Below are 23078 nucleotides of genomic sequence, written 5' to 3'. Positions count from 1 at the left end.
GGGAGAGGTAGGCGTGGCTTTCCTGTTCCAGCAGCATCCGGCCGCATACCGAGCCCATGAACTGGAATTCATGTCGGACCTTCGCAAGGGGTCCATCGCGGATCAAACGCCGTTTCCTTGGCTCAGTTCCGACAAAGCAATTATGATCGCCCTAGCCACCTCGATTGCGCTCTTGGTCGGGACGCAGGGCCAGCCCCCGCAGATCGATCACGCGATCCTAAGCCAGCTGCGAACGATTCAGATCAATGACGCATTGCTCCGGCGCGACGTCGCCCGCGCTGGGATGGATATGACATTGGACTACCGTTCGGTTGCTTCTATCGGGCAAGCGTTGCAAAAGACTCGTGTAAACTTGCAACGTTCTTTCGAGATTTCGTCCGATGAGAGATCAGAGCAATCCAGATTGCTCGCGCAGCTCATAGATTCGATCGAAAGCAAAAAGGCTGCCGTCTCAGTCTTGGTCGAACAAAATCAGCTCATGCAAAGCTGTCTTGCACAGCTAGCTCGCTCGATTGGCCGCCTTGGGGGAGCACCGTCGGGCATGGTTGAACTTTCGATGCTGATCGTGCTTTCGGCTGAACCGAGGCTCGTTCTGAGCAAGGCTGGAGCTGCCTTATCTTCTTCATGGAGGTTGGACGAAGCTGCCGATCAGATCGCATCTCCGGACACGTTCTCCAAGGCCGCCGAACTGGAGCGAGAGCATCTGGAGGGCTACAGCTTGGCCAGCGCGCACGCGCAGCGCATGCGACTTTTCCTCGGTTTGGTGTCCATATGCCTCTGCTTGTTTGCGATGATTCCGCCCTCCAGGCAGCCTCTGCGGACGAACCGGCTGAAAAGGCGGTTGGAGCTTGAAGAGGCAATGAGTGAGATCGAAACTCGCCTCAACGAAAGTAAAGCAAAGGACGCCTCGGCGCGCTTTTCCACCGAAGAAGCGCTCAGAGTCGTTCAACGCGTTTTCGATGCGGATCAATGCGCGCTCGCCCTAGTGGATCCGAGTCTCAGCAGGCATACCGAGTGCTTTGTGGCGAACACGTACACACCCGTCTGGAACGTGCCGCTTATTGATGAAGTCGTTTCACTTGTCCGCGCCGGACGGCCAGTGTTTCGCGTCGTTCGGACCGCCTTAGGGCTTTCCGGTGTTTGTCAAATTGTTGCCTGCAGGGCTTCCGATCAGCAGGTTGTGGTTTGCATCCTTGTTTTTGAAGGAGATCGCTCACTCCCCTCGGCAGACGACCTGCGGGTTCTTGCCAGCGCCATTGTGCGTTTGAGCAACCATCTTGAACTGCAACGTATAAATACGGAACGCGACCTTCTGGTGAGTCGATGGGAGCATGTGGAAAGGCTGAGGACCGTGGGCACGATCGCAAGCGGCGTTACACATGAGTTCAACAACATTTTAGGGGCAATAATCGGCTATTCAGAGATTGCCCAAAGCCTTGTGCGTCGCCCCTCCAGAATCCGTAATCACATCGACCAGATCATTTTAGCTGGACACCGAGCCAAGCTGATCGTCGACCAGATCCTGTCACTAAGCCGAAACCGACAGCGCGTGGCAGTGCCATTCAACGTCTCCGAAATTGTCATGGATCTTGCGCCATTGCTGCGGGTCACAGTTCGGTCGGATGTTCAGTTGAACTTCAAGATCAACGAGTGGCAAACGGTGGTCGAGGGCAGCCCAACCGAGATACAGCAGATCCTCATGAATCTATGCAAGAACGCGTCGGAGGCTGTCTTGAACGAGGGCCGTGTCGAGGTCAGCGTTTCTCGCGCTCAGGTGCGCCAAACCAAGCCGCTGGCTCAGGGCACCTTGAGACCTGGAGATTACGTTCTCCTCTCCATCAGCGACGATGGCCCGGGAATCGCAAGTTCGATACTTCCGCATGTCTTTGAGCCCTTTTTTACCACGCGCTCTGTCGTCGGCGGGACCGGGCTGGGTCTTGCTGCGGTTGACAGGCACGTGAGCGCGCTCGCAGGATGCCTTGATGTCACCTCGGCTGTTGGCCGAGGGACGCGGTTTGATATCTACCTACCGGCCTCCGACGAGGAGCCAGTCACCGCTGACATCGCTTTCGGTCGGTACGACGGACCACTTGGCAACGGAGAAATCGTTGCAGTCGTGGAGCCCGATCCAGCAGAGTTGGAGATCTACAGGGACCAGATCGCCGCGCTGGGTTATGAGCCGGTCGGCTTCGCGAACCTTGAAGGTCTTTGCGAGTGGACCGAAAGCGGGAAGGCAGCAGACCTGGTGATTTTAGGTAGAACGCCTTTCCTGGAGCGAGGACAGGCCGAATCCGTATGCCCCACCCTCATGACGGTGCCTGTCATAGTCGTCGGCCAAACCGACTCCATGCCGGTCATATCCGCTAATCAGGCCCTCGTCCTTTGGCTAGCGAAGCCGGTCTCATCCCGGACAATGGCGCATGCGGTTCGTACAATGATGATGGCATGATACCGCCGAATCGCTCAGCCTATCCAACCACTGCGAGAAGGCCCGTCAAAAAGATATCGAAGCAGAACAGAATAACGCGTCGACACCGGCTTACCGATCCCGAGACGTTGTTCCAGCCTTAGTGCTTGTTGAGAAGGTCGGCTACTGTCTCTCCCCGCCGCCGGGCATCGGCGGCGAGCCATACCTCTCCTACCTCATACACGTCGCCTTGGGTACGGAACGGTATGATGACGTCAATGGCAGCCGACAGCATGTCAAGAAGCGTGCGGTCTTCGACAGCGGCTCCTTGCGCGCTGCTCTTGACGAGTGAAAAGAGCTTTTTGAAACCTTGTACCGGATCAGCCCCATGAATCGTTGATATCGATCCCGCATGGCCGGAGACGACTTCACTAAGGTAGGCCCAAGCGGCGTCATCGCGCATCTCGCCAAGCAATATTCGATCAGGCCGCATGCGCAAACTGGCTTGCAACAGTTGCTCGGCCGTCACCGCACCTGCGCCTGCTCGGTCCTTTGGATAGAGTAAGCGGACATGGTTCTCGTGCGGGATTGCAAGTTCGAGCGTGTCCTCGATGCTGATCAACCTCTCATGCGGGGGTATAGCGTTGATCAAAGTCTTGCTCATTGTCGTTTTGCCGCTTCCAGTCGGTCCGCAAAGCAGCATTGTGAGCCGCCCGCAGACGCAGGCTCGCAAAAATTGCTCCAAGTCACCATGGTCGTAGTGCTGAAGAATCGTTTCGTCCTGCCGCTCTTGGCGCTCTTTTCGTGACCGCCATTGATTCCAACGCGAATATTCGTAGCGAGAAGAAACTTCCTTGAGTTCGGTCACACGACTTGAGGGACGCCGTATCGTCAGGCTTATTGTTCCTGAGGGTACTGCGGGGGGCAAACAGATCTGCAGCCGCTCTCCGTTCGGCAACTCAGTCGCACAGAGGGGGCTTTGCGGTCCGACATCTTGCTTGCGCAGCGCTCCGGCGAGGATCGCGATGTCCTCCAGATCGTCATAAGACAGCGGCAGTGGATGTTTCGTGAAAACGCCGGCCTGTCGGACAAAGGCTTCCCCAGGCCGGTTGATAGCGACCTCTTCGGTTCTTGGCTCCTCAAGCCATTTCAGAACGGGATCGAGAAGCAAACGCAATTGAGGATCAGCCTCCGATTGCATTGTTGTTTCTCCGGCGTTCGCGATGTTGGGGGGATGGCGCTGCGGCAGTCGCTCTAAGATCGTATACATCCGAGAAGTCGAGGTCCCGAGCCACAAAGATGGATACGGCGTCTCCTTGGTTTTTCTTCAGGGTTGGGGGAAGGTTGATCGTCGCTCTCAATGTCGTCTCGACGGCTTGTCCACCATTGCTCTGGAAGCTGTTGGTGCCGCTTCCTCCGCCAGAGCTGGCCGCATATTGACCAGCCGCCTGAAACGCGCCTTGGATGACGCTCATGAGAATCGCTCCGCCAAAGCGTTCCCGGAAGTGATTGTCCACCGTGCCAGGCATTCCGGAGCGGCCGAGCTCGTCAGCGCCCGGCGATGCTATCGAAACGAGGGCATGGTCAGGTGTTTCGATGCGCGTCCACAGCACGAATACACGCGCATCCCCCTGCTGGAGACCGCGCTGGATCTCGCCAATCACGGTTGTCCCGCGATCCAAGAGCACGACGTTGTTGGTGGCGCCTCGGACGGCTTTAGGTAAGACGCACTTCACATAGCCGGGTAAATTTGTGTCGACCGCAGTTTGCAAAATGCAGGGAATGATCGTTCCTTGAGTAATCACGAGATCAGGGTGCGGCAAAAGTGTGGCCCGGCTCGGCTCCTGTATATCTGGCTTCAATCGGCCTGACAGATCGCCACCGTTTGAAATCTCATCCGCTGTCCCCGGAGCATCATTTTGCTTGTCTTCGCTCCGCTGATCGGCATTGGGCATTTGACCGCTGCCGCTGTAGGCGAAAATTGGTGATTCCTCCGGCGGCGGATCATCTGCCGCTGGTGGGGGCGGCGTGGATGGCGCAGGCTCTGCCGCCTTGGCCGCCTCTGCGGGTGCTGGAGGTTCTGGAGCAACCTCGATTGGCACGGGACGGAATGGCTCGACGTTGGCGACAATTGGCGGCTTTGGCTGAGATGGTTCGTCTTGTGTGCTGGAACGACCTCCGAGCCAGATGAGCGATAGAGACGAGATGAGAACAAGAGCAGCGACGGCCAACTTCTGCGATCCCGAAACATGCCGGCGGGCCGGCTCCGAGACCATCGATCCGGATGCATGGACATCATGTCCCGCCTGTGGGCCGGTTTCATTCATCGTCCCGAGCCTTTCAAAACGCGCCACACGTCGGGTGTCACTGTACCGGTCGCTGGCGCTCGTCCCACAGGGTCATAAGCTCTGTTGAAAATGGACAAGACCGTGTTGCCATCTCTCAGACGCCATTCCCGGGCGACGGCGGATACTTCAACATAGTCGCCTTTGACCGTGTAATTGGCAGCGGCTTCCTTGCCGTCGGGATTGATAACGTAGAGGGAGGGTATGCGGGAATTGCTTGCGAATCCAAATACGGTCGTAAAGCCATTATCGAAGACTTCCAGCGGCGCCAGCGACCGATCGCCCTTTGCGACGTAGTGAAAATTGCTTTCGTCCGGACTGGCAGCTGCGGCGGGCCGATTCAACAAATCCCGAACTCTCTCGTCTTGCAGCACTCTCGCCCGGGCCTGGCCAAGAATCGAGCGCCTTTCCGCTTCCTTTCTCTGAGCAGCAGCCTCATCAGCAGGATAGGTGAACTGCACACTGTAGTATAGGTCTGGTTGCTCCTCATCGAGTTTGGGCATCGCTTTCGTTGAAATACTGAAGACGTATCTGCGTGTACCGGACTCGCTCTCGGCCAGCACGACGACCGGCTGCGGCGACAGCATCCGGCTAGCCTTGAAAAAGAGATAATTGGCGCGCGGGAGCGCAGCCAGGTCTTTGCTATTGGAAACAGCCACGGCTGCGACGGTCTCGTTTGCCGCGAATGTGACAACCAGCGTTGCCCCAACTGCGGTCGATAGGCGCACCACTTCGTCGGGGCGGTAAGCCAGGTAGCGCATCCGCGCATCATGCTTGCCGGCAAGTGGCGTGTCTTCGGCGCACGCTTCCATCGTTAGGAAGAGTGAACAGGCCAGCGCCAGAAATGCTCTTTTTGTCATGGCTGCACGAAGCCCAGGTTCGATACGGTGTCTTGCGAGGCTTGGTAGGATGTGACGAGTAGACCTCCCGGATTGGTGAGCCTCGATTGCCCAGGCAGACCCGTCAAGCGCTCGTAGCGGATGGTAGCAGTCCAGGAGGTCACTATCGGCGTCTGCCCATCGATAACAAGCGTACGTTTGTATCGGATCTGCTGAACGTCGGGACTGATGTCATTTGATGAAATATGCCCGACCTCGAGCTTGCCGCGCTTCCCAACCGTGACCTGCGGCGAGGTGGGGTTGGGATAGTTGAAGAAATCTTGATATTGCTGTTGCACAGAAGGTGCGCTGAAACTGGAGACGAGGTCATAGGCGTATTGGGCTGTATCTGCCGTGTAGCCCTCGCGCAGGCGTACATATTCCCACAGCGAAGCGTTTATGACGGCTCGGTCTTGGGTTGCCGGCAGTCGAGAGATTGACACTTCGCTGTCAACGGTACCGTCCGGCCGCACCCAGAGGAACACAGGTACGAGCTTGGCCAACGGGACCATGGCAGCGATGGTAAATGCCTGGGCGACATTTCCCAGGACCGCCGCTGCGGCAAAGGCTATAAGCGCCTTTGACAAGCGCCGCGCAGACTTCGCTCGTGAAGTTTGAAACGCTTCCACCTTCTTGTAGTGAGCGGCTAGCGTTTCTCTCTCCACCAGAAGGGCATGTTCAGGAAATTTCACTTGGGCTCTTCCGCGCACTCGACCTGAAGATCCTCAGGAGTGGTTTCCCATTGTCCCGCGTTCAGTTGGAATGGCGTACCCGTGCAGGTCGCAAGCCGATCGGTTGTCTTGCAGGCCGCCAAAGCGAGGATTAGCAACAGTAGATAGCGTTTCATGTTTTTGGCACCGGTTGATTGATTAACCACCCGCCGTTTTGGCAAAGTAGCGGTTGAGGTTGCTAAGAGGTCGGTTCTCGCCTGCCAAAGAGCCGCCGGCGATGCTGCTGGCGATCGTCGGAAGCGCGATGATCAGAGCGTCGCCAGCGAGGAAGAGCATGTCGAGCTCGTAAAGCCCGATGATCTTGGCTGCTGTCGTGCCCGACATTTTGATTATGATAAGCATTGCTGTCAGCGAGACTGCTTCGGCCGCAATAACTATCGTCGCAACGATGTTGAGAAGGAGAAGCAGCAGCCCGTACGAGAGCAGTTGGCCGATCCATCTGGTGGCCATGTCTCGCGTGCGATCAAAAAGGTAGCCGACAAGGACCAGGGGTCCGATCGCCAAGAGCAGCTTCGTCAGAATTCCAACGGCATCGTAGATCTCGAACGCCGTCCACAGCGAGCCGTAGAAAATCCATTGCGCTCCCTGGAAGGCAAGTATGTCCTGGCCATTCATTGTCCCAATTTCGGAAGCAATCATCTGAAAAGCATACTGACTTGCAGCAAACATAAAGTCTAGCTTCCGAGGAATATCGACGAATGGCAAGTCGCTGCTACTTATATGGTGAGCAAACCTTGGAATCGTGTCGTCGAAGAACGTTTCAATGTACTGCTGGTAGTTGGACTGGTCCAAGATCAGGGCAACGACAATCGACACCATGATTACGCGCGAGATACTCCCGCGCGCATCGACTTGACCGCGCATGACCAGACAGCCTTGTATTATTATCCAAAGCGTTACACACGCGACCAGAGGTGCGCTGACCGCCTCTTGGATCTTTTCAAGCACGTTGTGCAGCCCTGAGGTAAAGGCCAGATCAAAGATCGTGTGTATGGCCGTGAATGGCGCGGCAATCTTGAAATTCATGGCCTGAGCCTGATTTGTCCCTGATCAGCCCAGTTGAGCCGGACGAACTTTGCGTGGTTCACGGCAGTGTGCCAAACATCTTGGCGGTGTCCTGGCGCTCGCGACGCTGCGTGGCGGCCTCCTCCACGGCGTGAAGGCTGCCTTGTGCAGTGGTCATCGTCAGCAGACTCGTGGCCTCGACATTTTGGATGACCGCATCGTGAATCTGCTTGAGGACCAGACCGTTGGTCACGGTGGCCTGCACAATATTTCGCGAGCGCGAAAGCTGACCAGGCGTGTTGTCGTTAGCCTTAAGGCGCTTGTCCATTACGTCCAGAGTGTCGGCTGCAAGAGCTGCCGCATTGGCGGCACCAGTGATTTGCTCCTCTAACAGTTTCGCTTCTGAATCGGTGCCGGTGACTCTCCGGGTTGGGTCTTGCACAATGGTACGCGCCATGGTCGAAACCGGCGCCCGAGCATCAAACATCTGCCCGTCCAGCTTATTGCTCGATGGGTAGTGGTTTCCCTGGTTCAGTGCGCCCAGCAGTCCCGTGACAGCAAATGACGACTTCAGTATCTCTACCATTTCGATCGTGGTAGCGAGCGTCTGAGCCGATTTTATAAGCATCGCCGCAGTGGAACCCGCTGTTAGTCCCGCTTGTACTGTCAATGCCGGGTCGCTGACGATAAATTGCGACCTGGCCTGTGTGCTAAGCAGAAAGGAAACAGCAAGCGTCGTCACTGCAAGCTTGGCAAATCTCATGAATATTCCTCCTTCAGTCTTGAACTTCGTGGTAACGAGCCATGAACTCGTCGAGCCACCCGCTTGGGGCATCTCCGTGCTGGTCACGAAGCTGGTCGGCAAAGCGCACGGTGTTGGCCCGCCCCGAGAGTACGGCTACGTACTCGCGCATCTGGCCAAGGTCGAATTCGCAAACAACACTCCCGCTGTCGCGCTTGAGCAAAAACTTGCGGCTGCCAATTGCCATTCCGTGGCGGATCGCCTCGAACTCCTGCGTGGTGCACTTCAAACCATCGACATACGCAGCCCGGTCCGCCGTCGGTGACGGGTAGAAAATCTTCGTCATGCATTGCGCAACGAGACTGGCTCCCAGCGGCGATTCCAGCACGTGTTCGGGCTGCTGCGTTGCAAGTATCAACATCCCGTTGTTCTTGCGGACGGTGAGCAAGAACTTGTCGATAACAGCCGAGAACTGCGGGTTGAGCAGATAGAAGCGAAATTCGTCGCAGCTCATGACGAACCGACGGCCATCGACAACGGCGCCCACGCGGTGCAGAAGATATGCGGCGGCCGGCGCACAGACCTCCTCATATTCCAGGAGCTGCGTCATGTCGAAGCCGGTGATGGAGGCATCAAGCCTTACTTCGTCGACATCGCCGTCAAAGGCCCATCCAAGCGCATTCCCTCTACACCACCGCTGCAGCCGTGCTCCTGCGCCCTCGGAGGGGCCGTGCAGCAGGAATTCGCGCAGGCCCGCAATTGAGCGCATCACGGGTTCGAACGAAAGTTGACGAACAATGCCACGTTCTAGTCGACGGCTTTCCTCCGGCGAGATCGGACCGCGGCCGTCACTCTCGATAAGGGCCATCAACCATTCGCGCAGAAAGTCCAACGAGGCGGAGGTGTTGTCCAGTCCACGCAGAGGGGCCAAGCCGCTCGGAGCGCCTCTGCGCAAGGCTAGATATGTCCCCCCCGTGGCCCGCACCAGCAGTTCACCACCCCGGTCCTTATCGAAAAAGACGATGGCACCATCGCGATCGACCACGCTTTGCTCAAGCATCGCGAGGATAAAGGTCATCAGCGTCGTCTTGCCTTTGCCGACTGGCCCGAATATCGCCGTCATGCCCACGTCATTCTCATGGGGGATGTAGTCGAAAGAAGTTCCACCGTTCGTGCGGAAGCGCGCAACAGCTTTGCCCCAGTGGCCGGATGCGGAACCGTTTGGGAAGTTCTCAAATGACACAAGCCCGGCAAAATTGTGCGAGGTGATGGCCCCGGGGCGTGTGCGCCACCTGTTGTTCCCCGGAAGTTGGGACCAGTACGCGGCCTCCATACCGATACCCTCTTGGACGATGACGGCGCCCGCATCGGCCAGCCTTCCGCGGGCATTTGCTGCGCGATCTGCAAGGCTGTTGAGGCTCTCGGCATAGACGCACAGGCTCAGATGATGCGAACCCATGACGAACTCGTTGCTTGCCAGTGCGTCCTCTGCTTCGGCAAGTTCATTGATCTGGGTGAGAGCCTTGTCGCCGGCGCTCGTCATCTGGCTGGACTTAAGGCTAAGCTTCGCATGAGCTTGGGGCCGAGTGAGGAAGGAAAAGCTCTGGCTGAGCACAAGCGGGAAGTTGGCCGACAGCAAGGGATTTAGCATGCCGGGCCGCGTCGTCGCCGGATATTCACGGAACGAAAACAATGACCCCACCGAGCTGCCCCCGGGCCGTCGAATCTCAAGCGCCCGCTTCCCGCAGATGACCTGGTCAGTGTAGATCGCGGCGCCGAGTGAGCCGCTAACCATCGGAACCGGAAGAAACCGGCACGTCATTATCAACCGAAGCGCCTCACCGATTTCCGTGAAGAGCACGTCGCCTTTCTCACGAACACCCAACCGGCGCAGACCGTAACCGCCCAGTGAGCCAGCAATGATCTGCCAGAGGTCTTCCAGGCTTCGCATTTGTGTGGCCAGATCGTTGTCATTGCGTCTGGACGATTTTGCGCTACGCCAGCCGATCTTGCCGATTGCGGTGCGGGGGAACACGACGACAGTGAGGAAATGGTCGTTGCGAAAGAGCTTGCCCGACAGGACACGGCTCTCATACGCCTCGCTCAGACTGCCAGCGAATGCACTTTGAAACTGGCGCGATGCCGGCTCCGGCACATCGTTGTTTCGCACAAGATGGGCGTACAGCGTGACATTGTCGTCGGCGATGTTGCGCAAGAGAGTGTTGAACGCGCGGCAGCGCGAGTTGCGCATCTCAGCGTCTTCCAAATCAAATGGCAGCCCGTTCAGATGTGCCATGGCCATAATCGATCCGTCTTCCAGAAGGACAACCTGGTCGCTCAGATGACCGACATACGGAAGATAGATCTCGCCAGATCTCTCGGTCCTGCCACTGGCGCCAAACATCACACCATTCCTCTTCCGCGCTTCGGCACTCTGATCGGATTCGCGCTGACGCTCGCCCCGCCCCAGACCGACCCATCCACGCTTCTGCCGGCGGTCTGCAAATAGAGAAACGCCACGCTTGCGGCGTTATAGTCACGCTCAACAATCAGCCGTGCTCCGAACCAGAGTGGCACGAGCACGACTTCATAGAGCGGGTTCTTAAGGATGATGATGACGAGTCCCGCCAACATCATGAGCGCTCCGGCCAGCGTCAGCGGCACCCCCAAAAACAGTGCGGGGCGTGTCGCCGCCACATAGAGGGTGCTCACTTCCAGCCGGTCGCTCATCAGCCGGCGCCTATCAGCGCCTTGCCCAGGAAGCTGGCGCCAAACATGATGACGATTCCTCCAACGACACCCGCAACCAGGCCAAGTGAAGCACGACCGAACATCCAGGAGATCCCGATGGCCACGAGTCCGAGCACGGCCAGTGATTGTCCGAAGGGACCAAGTATGAAGGTGCAGATATTCTGGACCATCTTGGCGGGATCCGTCCCTCCGGTCACCTGTGCCGCGGCCGGCCCGCTGGAGAAGACCGTCCACGCCACGCCCGCAGCAGCGGCCGGCGCGTATTCAGCCGCCATTCGCAGCATGGAAAAAGGCGAAGGAACACGCGTTTTAAGCGCACGAAGTATTTTGAGTGGCTTGATCATTGTATCTCCATGTTTCAATCGAATACGAGTTTGTTCGGGTTCGAGGGTTCCCGCTCATCGGCAGCCCGGCTGTCTGTCGGACCGGAGGGATCGGCCCCGGAGCGGTTTGTCTGATAGGAGCCCCAGATGGCCCAGGAATTTTGGCGGGGCTGCTTTTGGTTGGCCTTTTGGTTCAGCTGGAGCAGAGGCGGCACTGCTTTCCGACCCGGTGCCTCAAGGTGTGGCGCATCTTGGGCGGTCGGCTCCTGCGTTGTCTCTGACATGTCCTTTGCGGCCAACTCGACCTTGCGTACATAACCGTTGGCAAAGCCACGCGTGACGTCACCCGTGTTATAGGCCGAGATGGCACGGCGAAGCGCCAGTTGCTGCGCTGGGGCAGTCGTGCCGCCGGCATACCGGCTTTCAAGCAAGTGGGCGGCGGCCGAAAGCGAGGCGCAGGGCTCGAATGCCTTTTCCGGCGTGAGATTGAGCGTGGGAAAGTTGTTGCTGTTTATTTGCATCAATCCAACATCGACGGAATGTTGTGCTTCGAGTCGGTCCTTGATGCCCCGCGTGGCTTGCAGGTGGTCTATCCAGCGAAGCTGCTCACCTGTGGTGTTGTCATGAGCCACCAGCGTTTCAAAGCCACTTTCAATCTTGGCAATCGCGGCAAGGGTGGACGGCGCGACCCAGGGAGCGCATTTGCGCGACAGGCGGTGGAACTCACGGGGCGAAAGTGGCGCGGGCTCGGCTGGGAGTGACATGGATGTCAACAGAACGATGGCCAGCGGCCAAACTGCAATAAACATTCCTATCACCTACCTTTCCAAGCCGCCCGACGGGTTCTGGCCCTGTCCGGAACACGCTTATCGGGGCGGTTTGTTACTGTGTGATGTTCAAGTTCAGCTTTTCGGCTTCAACTGAAACAAAGACCTTGATCGTGGCAGTGTGGGTGAGCATCTTGCGCAAGCACGGGTTGGCGGATCCGATTAGCCAGCAGCGACATGCAAAGGATCTTGGTACGACGAGTCCTGTGCGGGATTGCCCGTCCCGGTCGCCTGTTGCTTTTGGACTGTAATCCGCGGCTTCGGCGGCAGGATGGTGATGGAATCTTCTGCCAAGGTCGAATCAAGGAGAAAATGGAGGCTAGTCCAGGCTGCGGATGCCGTGGGTCGGTCCAGCGAGAGGACCGAAGAAGGCGCCGGTGCCCACGTTGCGGTATGCTGCCAGCTCTTTAAGAGACAGCCATGCGCGGCCCCGCACGGGCAGGTCCATCGCGCGAGCTCGTCTGCGCTGGCTGGATGGGGCTGTCCGCGGGGCGCGGAAACGCAGCAGCGCAGCCCATCTTGGTGCGAGCCTGATTCAGCTGTTCGGCGAGCCGCACCCCATTTGGCGGCGTCCGAGGCCGCTGCCGAGAATAGTGACCAGCTCAAAGGGAGGTGTCGCGTTCAACTGATAAATGCTAGCTCGGAACCGTAACCGCAACCGACCTGCCGGTCGCGCGGACCAGGGTTTGGAACGCCGGGCCCCTCCCCCCGGAAGAACTCGCTTGGAAGGAGACATACCATGGCCCAAGGCTACAGCAGCGACACGGCCGCTCTTGCGCCACCGCCTCTGCGATCAATCAAACGCCGCGCTCCGCCACCGCTTCGGAGCCCGGACGCACGAGCGGCAGGATTTCGAGTTGATGCAGCTCCGCCGTCGCCAGAACCGCGGCGACTCAAGGACACGTCAGGAAACTGGGCGTCCGTGCCGTCGAAGTCGAGTGCTGTTGCCGGGCCTGCAGGTGAGCTCGAGCTTGAGCTGAAGGATCCCACGGCAGGGTCATGCCGGCGACTGGACCTGGTCTCCTGGTCACGGACTGACTTGATGCGGTCATTTGGCTGTGGATGAAAGACCATGACGAGCAACGGCCTCACATTGGCCGCACGCAACGGCGCGTGGCAGCGGGGGCAGCTGTGGTGGGTCGATCCAGAAGGTTGCCGGGCAACAGCTTTGGAATCAAGGGGATTCAAGATTGAAGGTGAGCCGTTGAAACATGTTCTTGTCATTGACGATGATGCCGCAATGCGACGCCTCATCGCCGAGTATCTCATGATGCATGCCTTGAAGGTGACTGCAGTCAACGATAGCAAGCAGTTCAACCACGTCCTATCTCATGAGCCGGTCGACCTTGTGGTCGTTGACCTCAACCTGGGCCGTGAGGATGGGCTTGCGATCGTCCGCAAGCTGGCGACAAAATCGGATTTGCCTATCATAGTGATCAGCGGCGACCGGCTCGATGAGGCCGAAAAAGTCGTTGCACTGGAGCTCGGCGCAACCGATTTCATTCCCAAGCCTTTCGGCCTGCGCGAGTTCCTGGCCCGCATTCGCGTAGCGCTACGCCAGCGCATTTCCAGTCCGCGAACGAAAGATCATCGCTCATTCCGGTTTGGAGCTTGGAAGCTCAGCGTCAAACAGCGGCGGCTGATCTGTGCAGAGCGTGGCGAGGTCAAGCTTACCGCATGTGAGTTCAATCTCCTGATCGCGTTCCTGGAGAACCCCCGCAGCGTACTATCCAGAGAACGGCTTTTGCTCGCGAGCCGTGTGCGTGGTGAAGAGGTCTACGATCGAAGTATCGATGTCCTGATCTTGCGCTTGCGCCGGAAGCTCGAGGCTGATGCGGCCAATCCTCGCCTGGTCAAGACGAGTCGTGGTGCGGGGTACTTCTTCAACGCTGACGTGGACGTTAGCTACGGAGGCACCTTGGCCGCGTGACAGGGGCGATTCTGGCGATTGCTGACAAGGAGGCTGATCAAGCCAAAGCGGTGTTCTCAGGCCACGGCCTTTAGCTCGGCGCCGGGGTACAGGCCAAAGGCGTAGGTCGTCGATCTGGCTGTTGGGATGGCTGTTGACGATGCTGGTGAGGACGGCGGCGAGATAGCCGAGTGGCTGGACACCATTGAGCTTGCGGGTCTCAGCGATGCAATCACCGCCCCTTATTTCGGCACCGCAGTTCGAGCCAGCGAAGCGCGCGTTCTTGTCGTTTGAGCCCGATCGCACGGATTGAGCGCTCGACGGTGTTGCTGTCGATCGCGATGCGACCCTCCCAACGAAGCGCGAGAGACCCAATTTGAGAAGTGTGTATCGCCTGTCGAGCGTAAGCGCCTCGCCGATCGCCTATGGATTTGGGCTTGACGTTTTCCGGAATCGCCAGGGCATGAGTTCCTCGATCTGGCTCTGCGGATGGCCGTTGATGATGGCGTCGAGAGTTTCGGCGAGGTAGGCAACGGGATTGACGTCGTTGAGCCTGCAGGTGGCCACGACGGATGAGAGCTGTGCCCAGTTTTCGGCCGCAACTTCATGGCCAGCAAACAGAGCATTTTTTCTGGTCGCGCATACTGGACGGATGGCGTTTTCGACTGGGTTGGTGTCGGGCTGGAGCCGGCCGTCGTCGAGGAAGCGGGTGAGCCCCTCCCAGTGAGCGAGCCCATAGCGGGTGTCTTCCGCCAACCTGGAGCCGGAGGAGATCATCGACAGTTGCTTTTCGAACCATGTTTCAGGGCGGCGATGATCGGCGCGGAATAATCCTGTCGAGCGGCAAGCCGGACTTGAGGCGATGCCGCGCACTGGTGGCTCGATGGCGTAGAGCGCCGCGATCTGGCGTATCGCCGCTTCGGCGATCGGGGACTTGGTGTTACGCGCCAGCTTCACAAACCGTCGGCGCAGGCGGCTCCAGCAATGGACGAGCAGCCACGGTCGTTGCGGCCGTTCCAGGCATCTCAGCCGGTCATAGCCCTCATAGGCGTCAATGAACAGGCGATCCGCGTCAGACAGATGCCTGGGCTTCGGCTTAAGATGGAAGCAGGCCCGGCCTGCCCAATTGCCCAGTGTGGCGCGATCCAGTTGGATGCCCCTGGCGGGCGTAGATTTCGGCCTGCCGGTAGAACGGCAAATGACCACCGAACTTGGCGACGATGACCTGGGCGATTAGCGCCTCGGTCGGCAGGCCGCCGGACACGATATGCTCGGGCGCATGCGCCTGCACGACCGCGCTCGAGCAGCGCCGGCAAGCGTATTTCGGGCGGCGCCTGACCAGCACGCGCAACTGCGCCGGGATCGCGTCGAGCCGCTCGCTGACATCCTCGCCGATCCTTAGCCATCTCGCCGCAGCCGCAGGGGCACAGCGTGCTCTGGGCTCGATGATCCGTTCCACTCGCGGCAGATGAGCCGGCAAGTGACCACGGTTGCGCGGGCGTGAACCGGACGCGCCGTCCGAACGACCCTGGATGACCCGCTGCGCCCTTTCCTGCGCGGCGTCGAGCACGCCCTGCGCGATCTCCACGTCTTCGAGCGGCAGGTGGTATTGATCGGGATGCAGCTTCTCGGACCTGGCGCCGAACTTCTCGTGATTGAGCTGACCGACGATGGTCTCCAGGCGACGCCGCGCCTCTTCGGATTTAGCCAAGGCAGCCTGGCGCTCGGCCAGGGTCGCTTGCGCCGATTTCGGTGGCCTCATCGTCCGCTGAGGCGCCGACGATTCATCCACCATCAGCGGCGCGAACATCGGCGCCATGCTTTCTGGCAGTGCCAGTTGTCCCTGACGAAGGCGACGCCGCCAATCGGTGGGTCGCGCCATGCTTGCGGGCGACCGCCGCCACCTGCACCTCCGGCATCAGGCTCTCGGCGGCAATCCGGGCTCTGTCGGCCTCCGAGCGCACCCGCCGTCCCGTCCGACCGTCCAGAACCTCGAGCCGGCCTGCGCAGCCAGCTGTTGGGACGTGGTCGCCAAAAGAGCTGTTCTGCTTCATCGCGGCCATCGAGCTCAACGCCCCGCGTCGGAGCGCTCTCTGCTTCTGTAGGAAGTCATGAGGTCCGCTCGGGCTTGATCGGGGTCTTGCCTGATGGACGACGTGTTTGCTGCACGCGCTTGCCGCTCCGTGCTGAGGATTTGCGGATTTTCAGTCCTCTGCCTCTTCGCCGGTGTCAACAGCGCTGTGTAGTGTTCATTGTTTATGATGACTCCCCCGCTGTTCACGCGGTTGCTCCTTTCAAGTGCACTCGTCAGCTCGGCCTGGACGTGGCGAGTCCTGCTCACGTGCCGTTCAAACGAGGCTGGCGCGACTTGTCGGGCTTGCTGCGCTTGCAACACCGCGTGTCGCACCTGCGACCCGGCTGCTCCAAACACTTCCGCGGGGCTTGCAACCTCGTGGGGCAAGCGCCCCTGCCACAGTCGGTTTTGCAGCGCCTGCCGATCGGGGACGAGGGCCTCGAGGTGCAGCGGCCGCTGCGGGTCTGGCAAGTCCTGGTTCGCCAATCTCTCAACCAGGGAGCGCGTGCCGTCCACCACGAACACGCCGCAATCAACACCGTTGTTCTGCAGGGCCATGGCGGGTGTCACCACGGTGGTCACGTCCAGTCTGGCTGCGAGCTCTCGTGCAGGCGCGTCATTGTATGGCAGTCCATCGCGACGACGGATGGAGTCGTAGTGATAGGCAACCGCTTTATCCCGGTCGCTGCGATCTACGAGCAGCAGCGACCAATGCTCGTTGCGTCCATCATTCCCCGCCGCAGCCATGGGATCGCCACTGTTCACAGGCAGGAACACGAAGTCGGCTGCGACGTCGTTTTGATGATAGATGGACAGCACTATGGGGTCCGGGTCCCGGTCGTGACGGCGCAGTTGCTGGGAGACCAAGGAATCCACAAGCCGCGTTCGGGCGGCGAGTGCTGGGTGGTGCATCTGCAGGCTCTGCGCCAGCAACTGGTAATCCCTGCTGATATGGGCGTCACCCAGCAGGTCGGGGCCGAGCACCGCCCCTTCGGGGAGGTTGAACGAGCCTGACGGAAGGGCTGCGATGTGTGCCTCGGAGGAGGTGGTCAGATCGACCAACGGAACACCGCGATAGGTGTCCGACTGCGTCGCTGGCAAGGCGGGTTCTGGAGCCCTTGCCGGTACTGCTGCCGCTGCAGCTTCCCTCATCGCACCGCGATGGACGAGCCAAACGGCGTTGCCGCCCTCCGGCGTCAGGGCGGTGTAGCCGTGACCTTTGATATCGAAGTTCCATTCCGGCTTGTCGGCATCCGGCAAGAGGCCATGGTGATTCAGCAAAGGGAGCATCGCCTCTGGGAGGCGTTGAGTCCCATGGGAGAAGCCGTCGGGGACTGCGGACGAAAGGTCTATAAAGTCCTCGATCGCCGCGGGGGGCGCCTCAGACCTTGCGGAGGGCGCGGCCCGCTGCGTCCTTCTGATGGGCTCGGCCCCTGTGCCTGGAACGGGTATCCCAGCCAAGGGCAATTCACCGAACTGCTGCATGGGGGGCTGCATTGGCACGCGGCCGCCTGAATTGCCGATTTGGCTCGGCTGCTGCTGAAAGGCGACGACTTGCGGCGTATTCAGGGCCGTCAGCCTCTCCGCTGGCCACAGCGCTGTGGAATGTTCATTGTTGGTGGCGACCCACCGGGGTGGCCGGTGGGCGCCCTGATCAAGCGCATCCGGCAAGGGCTGTATCTGCTGTTGGCTGGCAGCTAGGACTGGCGGAGCGGCGGCCTGAACTCCGGCCCATCCAGAGTTTGCGAAAGCGTCCGACATGCTTGTGTTGAGGTTATCCCGTCCAGCGGGCGTGCTTGGGTTGTTGAAAAAAGACGAGGCGGCTTGATCATTCTGCCCTTCCTGGAGCGCGCCGTGCAACCCCTGCTCGATTCGCACAAGCGCCTCTGTATTGGTTGGCACCACGTCGGCTCGATCATCGAACAGCGATAGGTTCGCCTTGGCAAGCGCGTATGAGTCCGCTTTGCGAATCCGCTCTAGCGCGTGGCTGAGATAGCGATCGTTTGGGTACAAGCTCTCGGCGATTTTCGCCCGCTCATTGTGATCCAGCCCAGTGATCGTCTGACCCTGTTTGTTAAGCGCCGCAGAAAATTTGCGAAGACTACGACTATAGATAACACGGGTGCTTGAAGCCAACCCGCTGTCACCGGCCGCTTTTTCCAGGAGGTGCGCGTCCGCCTTTGCGGGCACCGGCCGGTCAGCAACTGAATAGTCCGGCTCATGATACGCACGCAGGACGTTCAACGCCGTCTTCATATCAGGGTAGTCCGGAAAGAAAGTATCGAGGTGGTCGACCAGGGATTGGTGATTTGTTAGATCATTCGCTTGGCCGCGCTCGCCGAAATGATTCGCTAATCGGCGAAGCGAATAAGCGTGAGCTTGAAGCCTACTCTTGCTATAGCCTTGCTGAGAAGCCGCAGCCTGGGCGATCGCCTTATCAATAACGTTCCAGTGTTCGTCGGACACATGGCGATAGCTGGGGTCACGACGTACTCGAGGCGCGACAGGAGCCGGATTGGAGCGGCGCGGCGCGGCCACGTGCTGCTCAATGCCCACTTGCCGGGCCGGACCCGCATCAGGCAAGCGGCCATCGCGGTCCGAGGAAGAGAGCATCGCCTGTGGGACGCGTTGAGTTCCATGGGAGACGCCTTTGGGGAGGGCGAACGAGACGGTTATGGAGCTCCCGATCGCAGCGGAGGGCGCTTCAAATTTTGCGGAGGGCGCGGCCTGCACATGCATCCTTCTGATGTGTTCGGCCCTTGCGCCTTGAACGGGTAGCCCTGCCAATGGCAATTCAGCCAACCGCTGCATGAGGGGCTGCATCGGCACGCGGCCGCCCGAATGGCCGATTTGGCTCGGCTGCTGGTGAAGGGCGACGGCTTGCCGCGCATTCAGGGCCGCCAGCCTCTCCGCTGGCCACAGCGCTGTGAAATGTTCACCATTGACGATGACCAACTGTGGCCGGTGGTTGCCCTGGTCAAGCGCATCCGACAAGGGTCGGATCTGCTGTTGGCTGGCTGTTACGATTGGCTGAGCGGCTTGATCATCCTGCTCTTGGTGAAGCACGTCGCGGAGCCCCTGTTCCACTCGCAGAACGGCCCCTTCATTGTGCGCCTCGTCGGCTCGATCATCGAACATCGGCCGGAACGCCTCGGCCACTTGCTGCGCCACGCTCACTCGCCGGGCCTCGCCCGCTTGCCGCCCTTCCAAGCCGGCGTCCTGCGGCAAAGCTGTTGCACGGGATGGATTTTTTCGCGGGTCCACACTAGCCTCACATCAAACGGTATCGTTAAATTCCTGCGCCAATCCACGCGGCGGCTCATCGAGTCGAAAGTCTGTGGAGAGTTCCTCCTCTGCTTCCGTCAACGGTGCCGGCTCCGGGAGGGCGCCTGTCTGGCCTTCAAAGATGCGTTTCAGAATGCGGTCCGAAAAATATCGCACCTTCCTCAATTGCAATGGTGGCAGACCTTTGATGAGAACGATCTCGTAGTCGTCGTCGAGCAGCCGAACCTGTTCGGGACGCAACAGCGGTGCACCTTGATGCGAATTCTGAATGTTCCAGTCGAATCTTCGCGCCTGGCTGTAGGAAATCGATTTGGCTTCAAACGTGTATTCACCGATGGCTTTGGAAATGTAGTTCGGGGTCTCATCATCGGCCGTTGCCATGAACACTTGCAGGCCGGTATTGCTGAGAAAATTCTGCTTGCCAGCCTCTCCATAAGCCCCTGTCAGTGCCGAAAGGCTTTGGATGATGAGCATGAAACGCCCCTTGTAGCCCGCGATAGTCGTAATTGCGGTCTCGATCGCCTCCAGCTTACCCAAGTGCTTGAACTCATCGAGCAGGAAGAGAACCTCGTGCTTTTCCTCCGGGCGGGGCAGCGACCGCTGTAGAATTGAAACGATTTGCTGAAAAAACAAGCGTATCAGAGGCGCGATCACCTCAAGGTCGTTTGGACCAACACAAAGATAGATGCACGTTCGGCGACGGCGAAGATCATAGACCGAAAAGTCCGAGCGACTTGTGGCCGCCTTAACAGCGGGATCCGCCCAGAGATTGAGCCCGCCATCGCCGAGCACGGAAGTGTAGGAGGTCAGGATTTTTGTGTCGTTCCCGGCCATGTCGTCGAAGATGCGTTGAGCCTCTTTGTTTCGCGTCTCCATGGCGAGTTGCGCGAAGAGCTTAAACTTTTCCCCCGGCTGGGCGAAGAGATCATAGACGGCGCCGATTGTCGGCGTGCCCCGCTCGATGCAGGCAAGGATCCCCGCGACAAAGATATCTCGCGCGCCGCTGACGAAACCTTCCGCGCCTTCCCCCTTGGCCGTAATCAGGTTTGCGGCCAAGCGGCGGGCTTCGGTGAATTGGAGCTGTGGAGGCAGCGCAATAAGGTCCAACAGTGGATTGTAGCAGTTCGTGCGCCGCTCCGAATCCAGCGGCGCGAATTTGAACACGTCATCGCCTGCGGCTTTGCGCGCCCTCGAGGTGAGCTCGAAGAGCTCCCCCTTGACGTCCAGAGCTATCACTGAGCCTTTGAATGTAAGTAGCGTTGGAATGACTACGCCGACGCCCTTGCCAGCGCGGGTCGGTGCAACGATGAGGCTGTGAGGCTGCTCGCCATTGGTCAGGTAGTAACCAGGCCAGAAAGGGCCACTCGTCTTCCCAAATACCGGTCCTTTCACGCCACGGTATCGTCGCAGATATCCGGTGCGTCGCATTTCATCCACTCGAGCCCAACGAGCCGTCCCGTGGTGTTCGAGCTTGCGGCGCAATACGACCTGCTGAATCAGCAAGACGACCGCGGATGTCGAGAGCACGATAGCCGCGCCCCGATAGAAGACGGGGGTTGCGAAACCCAGATAGAAGGGCGTCTCAAACCAAAAGGCACGGACATCAAACGCCATCAAGGCCTCGCCGCCACCGCCGTGGAGGAAGGTTGCGTACAGACTTGCCGCACAGAACCCCACGGCGAGCGAGCAGGCGATGCTAACGGCTATGTTGGGGGTCGTCGTTTTGGTTGAAGGCATTGTTCCATTGCCTGCCGCAGCTCATGGTGCGGCTTCAGACACCGAACCGACGTCGTGATGTCGCCGCTCGACAGATCGATGCCGAGGCGGGTGGCGCAATGGTTGCATCGCACCACCCGGCAGACGTGGTTTTTTGAAAGTTACACAAGTTAGTGCGTCAACGGCCAGCGACTTGGAAACAGCCAGGCCGTGAACGCAATTCGGGAGAGAAAGCGTCTACTGTTGCCGAGATCTCAACGGCCCCCGCGATCCCTGTTCCTGGTGGACTCCTGCAGGTCCGCTCGGGCCTGACTGTAGCTGCGGTTTATGGCCTGCCCTACTAGACCACCCCGCTGCAGCTGTTCATAGGAGATTTGCGTGCCTGTCGCATGAACCGCAGCCTCAAGGCCTGCTATGTGGGCGTCCAGATCCGCATGCCGTTCCTCTGCATGCTGCGGCGGAGGCATTTGCCGCAAGAGGGGTTCCAGGCCGGGAACTGCGTGAGCTTGGGCCTGCTGATTTGGATCCATCTGGTGATACGCCTGGATAATTGCATTCTGTGCCACCATCCTGATGTTGCCGTTCGGATCAGACATCAATTCAACGGCTTGATCAAGAATGCGAGATTGGTTTTCGTTATTGAACTTGCCGAAGTTGGGCGCAACGTTAAGAGCTCCGAGAGCTTGCGAGGCCGGATCCATGTTGCCAATGCGATTGACAACAGCATCTTGCATGTGTGGCGTTAGGTAATTGGCTATATTGCTGACCGCTCTGACTTGCTCCAATGCAACGTTGTCCGGCCGGTACCCCAATTCGGATGTCAGCTTCCAAGTCAGCTCGACGGCTGATCGTCCGAGCTGATTGCCCCGCCTTTCAAATTTTGCGAGTTCAGTTTCTTGCCCGGGTTGAGTACCCCGAATGGCTGTTCGCGCTTCCTTCCCGAGGCCTTTGAAGCCTGCAAGGTTTCGCGCTGTATCGCGCGGGTTAGCGGTTACCAGCCGTTCTGCTACCTGCGTTAATGGCCCCTCTGTAAGGGACAGGATGGTAGAGGGTTCCCTGGCTTGTTCCCTGGCTTGGGATGAACTTGCAGCTGCGCGTGCCCGTTTGTTATCGCGATCCATTGCTCGGTCTCCAAAGTCGTTATTCTACGCATGAGGTTATCACCCAAGCCTGACCTGCTGAACCGATATGGTGTTACAGTTGTAGTCTGGCAGAAGGTTCCAGTCTCGTCCCAGCCAAGATGACGAGGCTGGCATCAAATGCCGTGAGTGACTTCTGCCAAAGCGCATGAATGGTACGCCCCGGCTCTGTCGCCTCCTCCTTCCGGTCGTTGCAAGAGCCCGGGGTGATATCCTCGCGGCAGCTTCTCCTTTGAGCGCAGGGTGGATGATCGAGCGTTGCTACAACGACCACCGCCCGCTCCGGCTGATCAGCCGCGGCCCGGCAATTTGCGCGGCCGCCAATAGCACCACCGCGCTTTGCCACCATCCGGCCTTCCTGCTGCAGGCTCATGGCAATCTCGCGACGGGGCCGGTGACAGGCGAGGTGCAAAGGACGGGCGGGAAAAATCGCGCTGGCGGGCAGCGCGGCATCGCACAATGCCGCCCCTTCTCGGCCCGGCCGCCTGTCGCCTATGAGTGCCCGGCGTTAGCCCCAGCCGCTGGCGAGTCAACCGTCAGCTGGGCGACAGCGACATGTTCAACGCCTTCGTGCCCGGGGTTTTCTCAACGGGAGGTCGCCTGGCGCAGTCACCCCGGAACGGACGGCCTATTCAGCGCCAGCTCCGCAGCAACATGACCAGCTGCAATGGCCACGCAGCCTTGCGCTCCAACCGCATTGATGCAGGCGCACCATCGACATTACTTGCTTTGGCTGCAACATCCCCTCTCCTTCCCCGCCCCACGACGATGCAGGACTCAGGAAAACTTCAGTTACGCAAAGACGGTCAGTTTCTTCAGCTGCACCTCGATCGGATGCAAGGGGATAAAGGAGGGTTCAAGTGGCGCCGAAGCGCAGACGCGATGGCATGACTCGCGCACGCAGCCGTCCTGGCCGACAGGCCTGTTCTTGGGCACAAGCTCGAAT

18 protein-coding genes and 1 pseudogene are annotated in these 23078 nt (G+C 59.2%); 2 read left to right on the top strand and 17 right to left on the bottom strand.

The annotated features are described in order from the left end of the window. Positions 1-13 precede the first annotated feature (13 nt). Entirely contained in the window at positions 14-2449 is a 2436-nt protein-coding gene (locus tag FJ490_RS26270; RefSeq protein ID WP_064993308.1) for an ATP-binding protein, read from the top strand. A 118-nt stretch (positions 2450-2567) separates the two neighbouring features. Here the strand turns inward: FJ490_RS26270 and virB11 are convergent, their stop codons facing one another. Genes virB11 through FJ490_RS26215 form a run of 11 tightly spaced genes read right to left on the bottom strand, consistent with a single transcriptional unit; the run spans position 2568 to position 11991 of the window. Continuing rightward, positions 2568-3608 carry a P-type DNA transfer ATPase VirB11 gene (virB11, locus tag FJ490_RS26265; RefSeq protein WP_013533334.1) on the bottom strand — a complete coding sequence of 347 codons (1041 nt, stop codon included), beginning with the start codon at positions 3606-3608 and terminating at the stop codon, positions 2568-2570. Continuing rightward, entirely contained in the window at positions 3592-4734 is a 1143-nt protein-coding gene (virB10, locus tag FJ490_RS26260) for a type IV secretion system protein VirB10 (protein ID WP_064993310.1), read from the bottom strand. Before virB10 ends, virB11 begins: the two co-directional genes overlap by 17 nt. Continuing rightward, positions 4731-5612 (bottom strand): TrbG/VirB9 family P-type conjugative transfer protein, encoded by an 882-nt coding sequence (locus tag FJ490_RS26255; RefSeq protein WP_064993311.1) that lies wholly within the window; start codon positions 5610-5612, stop codon positions 4731-4733. Before FJ490_RS26255 ends, virB10 begins: the two co-directional genes overlap by 4 nt. Further along, on the bottom strand, positions 5609-6322 hold the full coding sequence (locus FJ490_RS26250; RefSeq protein WP_013533337.1) for a type IV secretion system protein VirB8: 714 nt from the start codon (positions 6320-6322) through the stop codon (positions 5609-5611). The genes FJ490_RS26255 and FJ490_RS26250 overlap by 4 nt, the downstream gene beginning before the upstream one ends. After that, complete coding sequence (locus tag FJ490_RS26245) at positions 6319-6477, bottom strand: type IV secretion system lipoprotein VirB7 (protein ID WP_013533338.1); 159 nt, start codon at positions 6475-6477, stop codon at positions 6319-6321. The genes FJ490_RS26250 and FJ490_RS26245 overlap by 4 nt, the downstream gene beginning before the upstream one ends. 22 nt (positions 6478-6499) lie before the next feature. Beyond that, on the bottom strand, positions 6500-7387 hold the full coding sequence (locus FJ490_RS26240) for a type IV secretion system protein (protein ID WP_064993312.1): 888 nt from the start codon (positions 7385-7387) through the stop codon (positions 6500-6502). A gap of 58 nt (positions 7388-7445) precedes the next feature. Beyond that, positions 7446-8129, bottom strand: coding sequence for a type IV secretion system protein VirB5 (locus FJ490_RS26235; protein WP_064993313.1), 684 nt, complete (start codon positions 8127-8129; stop codon positions 7446-7448). Positions 8130-8142: 13 nt separating this feature from the next. Further along, on the bottom strand, positions 8143-10512 hold the full coding sequence (locus FJ490_RS26230) for a VirB4 family type IV secretion/conjugal transfer ATPase (protein ID WP_140767667.1): 2370 nt from the start codon (positions 10510-10512) through the stop codon (positions 8143-8145). Then, complete coding sequence (locus FJ490_RS26225; protein WP_013533342.1) at positions 10512-10838, bottom strand: type IV secretion system protein VirB3; 327 nt, start codon at positions 10836-10838, stop codon at positions 10512-10514. The genes FJ490_RS26230 and FJ490_RS26225 overlap by 1 nt, the downstream gene beginning before the upstream one ends. Beyond that, the gene (virB2, locus tag FJ490_RS26220) at positions 10838-11203 is read right to left on the bottom strand and encodes a pilin major subunit VirB2 (protein WP_013533343.1); all 366 of its coding nucleotides are present in this window, start codon (positions 11201-11203) and stop codon (positions 10838-10840) included. Before virB2 ends, FJ490_RS26225 begins: the two co-directional genes overlap by 1 nt. Positions 11204-11217: 14 nt before the next feature. Then, entirely contained in the window at positions 11218-11991 is a 774-nt protein-coding gene (locus FJ490_RS26215) for a type IV secretion system lytic transglycosylase VirB1 (protein WP_064993315.1), read from the bottom strand. 1222 nt (positions 11992-13213) lie between these two features. Between FJ490_RS26215 and FJ490_RS26205 the strand changes: the two genes are divergently transcribed. Further along, positions 13214-13939, top strand: coding sequence for a response regulator (locus FJ490_RS26205; RefSeq protein WP_013533346.1), 726 nt, complete (start codon positions 13214-13216; stop codon positions 13937-13939). Between the two features lie 102 nt (positions 13940-14041). Here FJ490_RS26205 and FJ490_RS33330 read toward each other — a convergent pair. The 6 genes and pseudogenes from FJ490_RS33330 to FJ490_RS26180 form a co-directional block, all read right to left on the bottom strand. Further along, positions 14042-14311 (bottom strand): annotated as a pseudogene (locus FJ490_RS33330) (transposase); the annotation flags it as partial. A 30-nt stretch (positions 14312-14341) separates the two neighbouring features. Then, positions 14342-15124 carry a transposase gene (locus tag FJ490_RS33325; RefSeq protein WP_224655956.1) on the bottom strand — a complete coding sequence of 261 codons (783 nt, stop codon included), beginning with the start codon at positions 15122-15124 and terminating at the stop codon, positions 14342-14344. Beyond that, positions 15015-15728 (bottom strand): IS66 family transposase zinc-finger binding domain-containing protein, encoded by a 714-nt coding sequence (locus FJ490_RS33320; RefSeq protein WP_224655957.1) that lies wholly within the window; start codon positions 15726-15728, stop codon positions 15015-15017. Before FJ490_RS33320 ends, FJ490_RS33325 begins: the two co-directional genes overlap by 110 nt. Before the next feature lie 258 nt (positions 15729-15986). Then, positions 15987-19163, bottom strand: a complete 3177-nt coding sequence (locus FJ490_RS26190; RefSeq protein ID WP_224655958.1) for a Ulp1 family isopeptidase — start codon at positions 19161-19163, stop codon at positions 15987-15989. Between the two features lie 105 nt (positions 19164-19268). Beyond that, entirely contained in the window at positions 19269-21014 is a 1746-nt protein-coding gene (gene virD4, locus FJ490_RS26185) for a type IV secretion system ATPase VirD4 (protein ID WP_064993317.1), read from the bottom strand. A gap of 233 nt (positions 21015-21247) precedes the next feature. Further along, positions 21248-22114, bottom strand: coding sequence for a hypothetical protein (locus FJ490_RS26180; RefSeq protein WP_064993318.1), 867 nt, complete (start codon positions 22112-22114; stop codon positions 21248-21250). Positions 22115-23078: the final 964 nt, after the last annotated feature.

Source organism: Mesorhizobium sp. B2-5-11 (assembly GCF_006440835.1).
GTDB lineage: Bacteria > Pseudomonadota > Alphaproteobacteria > Rhizobiales > Rhizobiaceae > Mesorhizobium.
The sequence above is the reverse complement of the archived record's forward strand: the minus strand, read 5'-3'. Positions and strand labels throughout refer to the sequence as shown.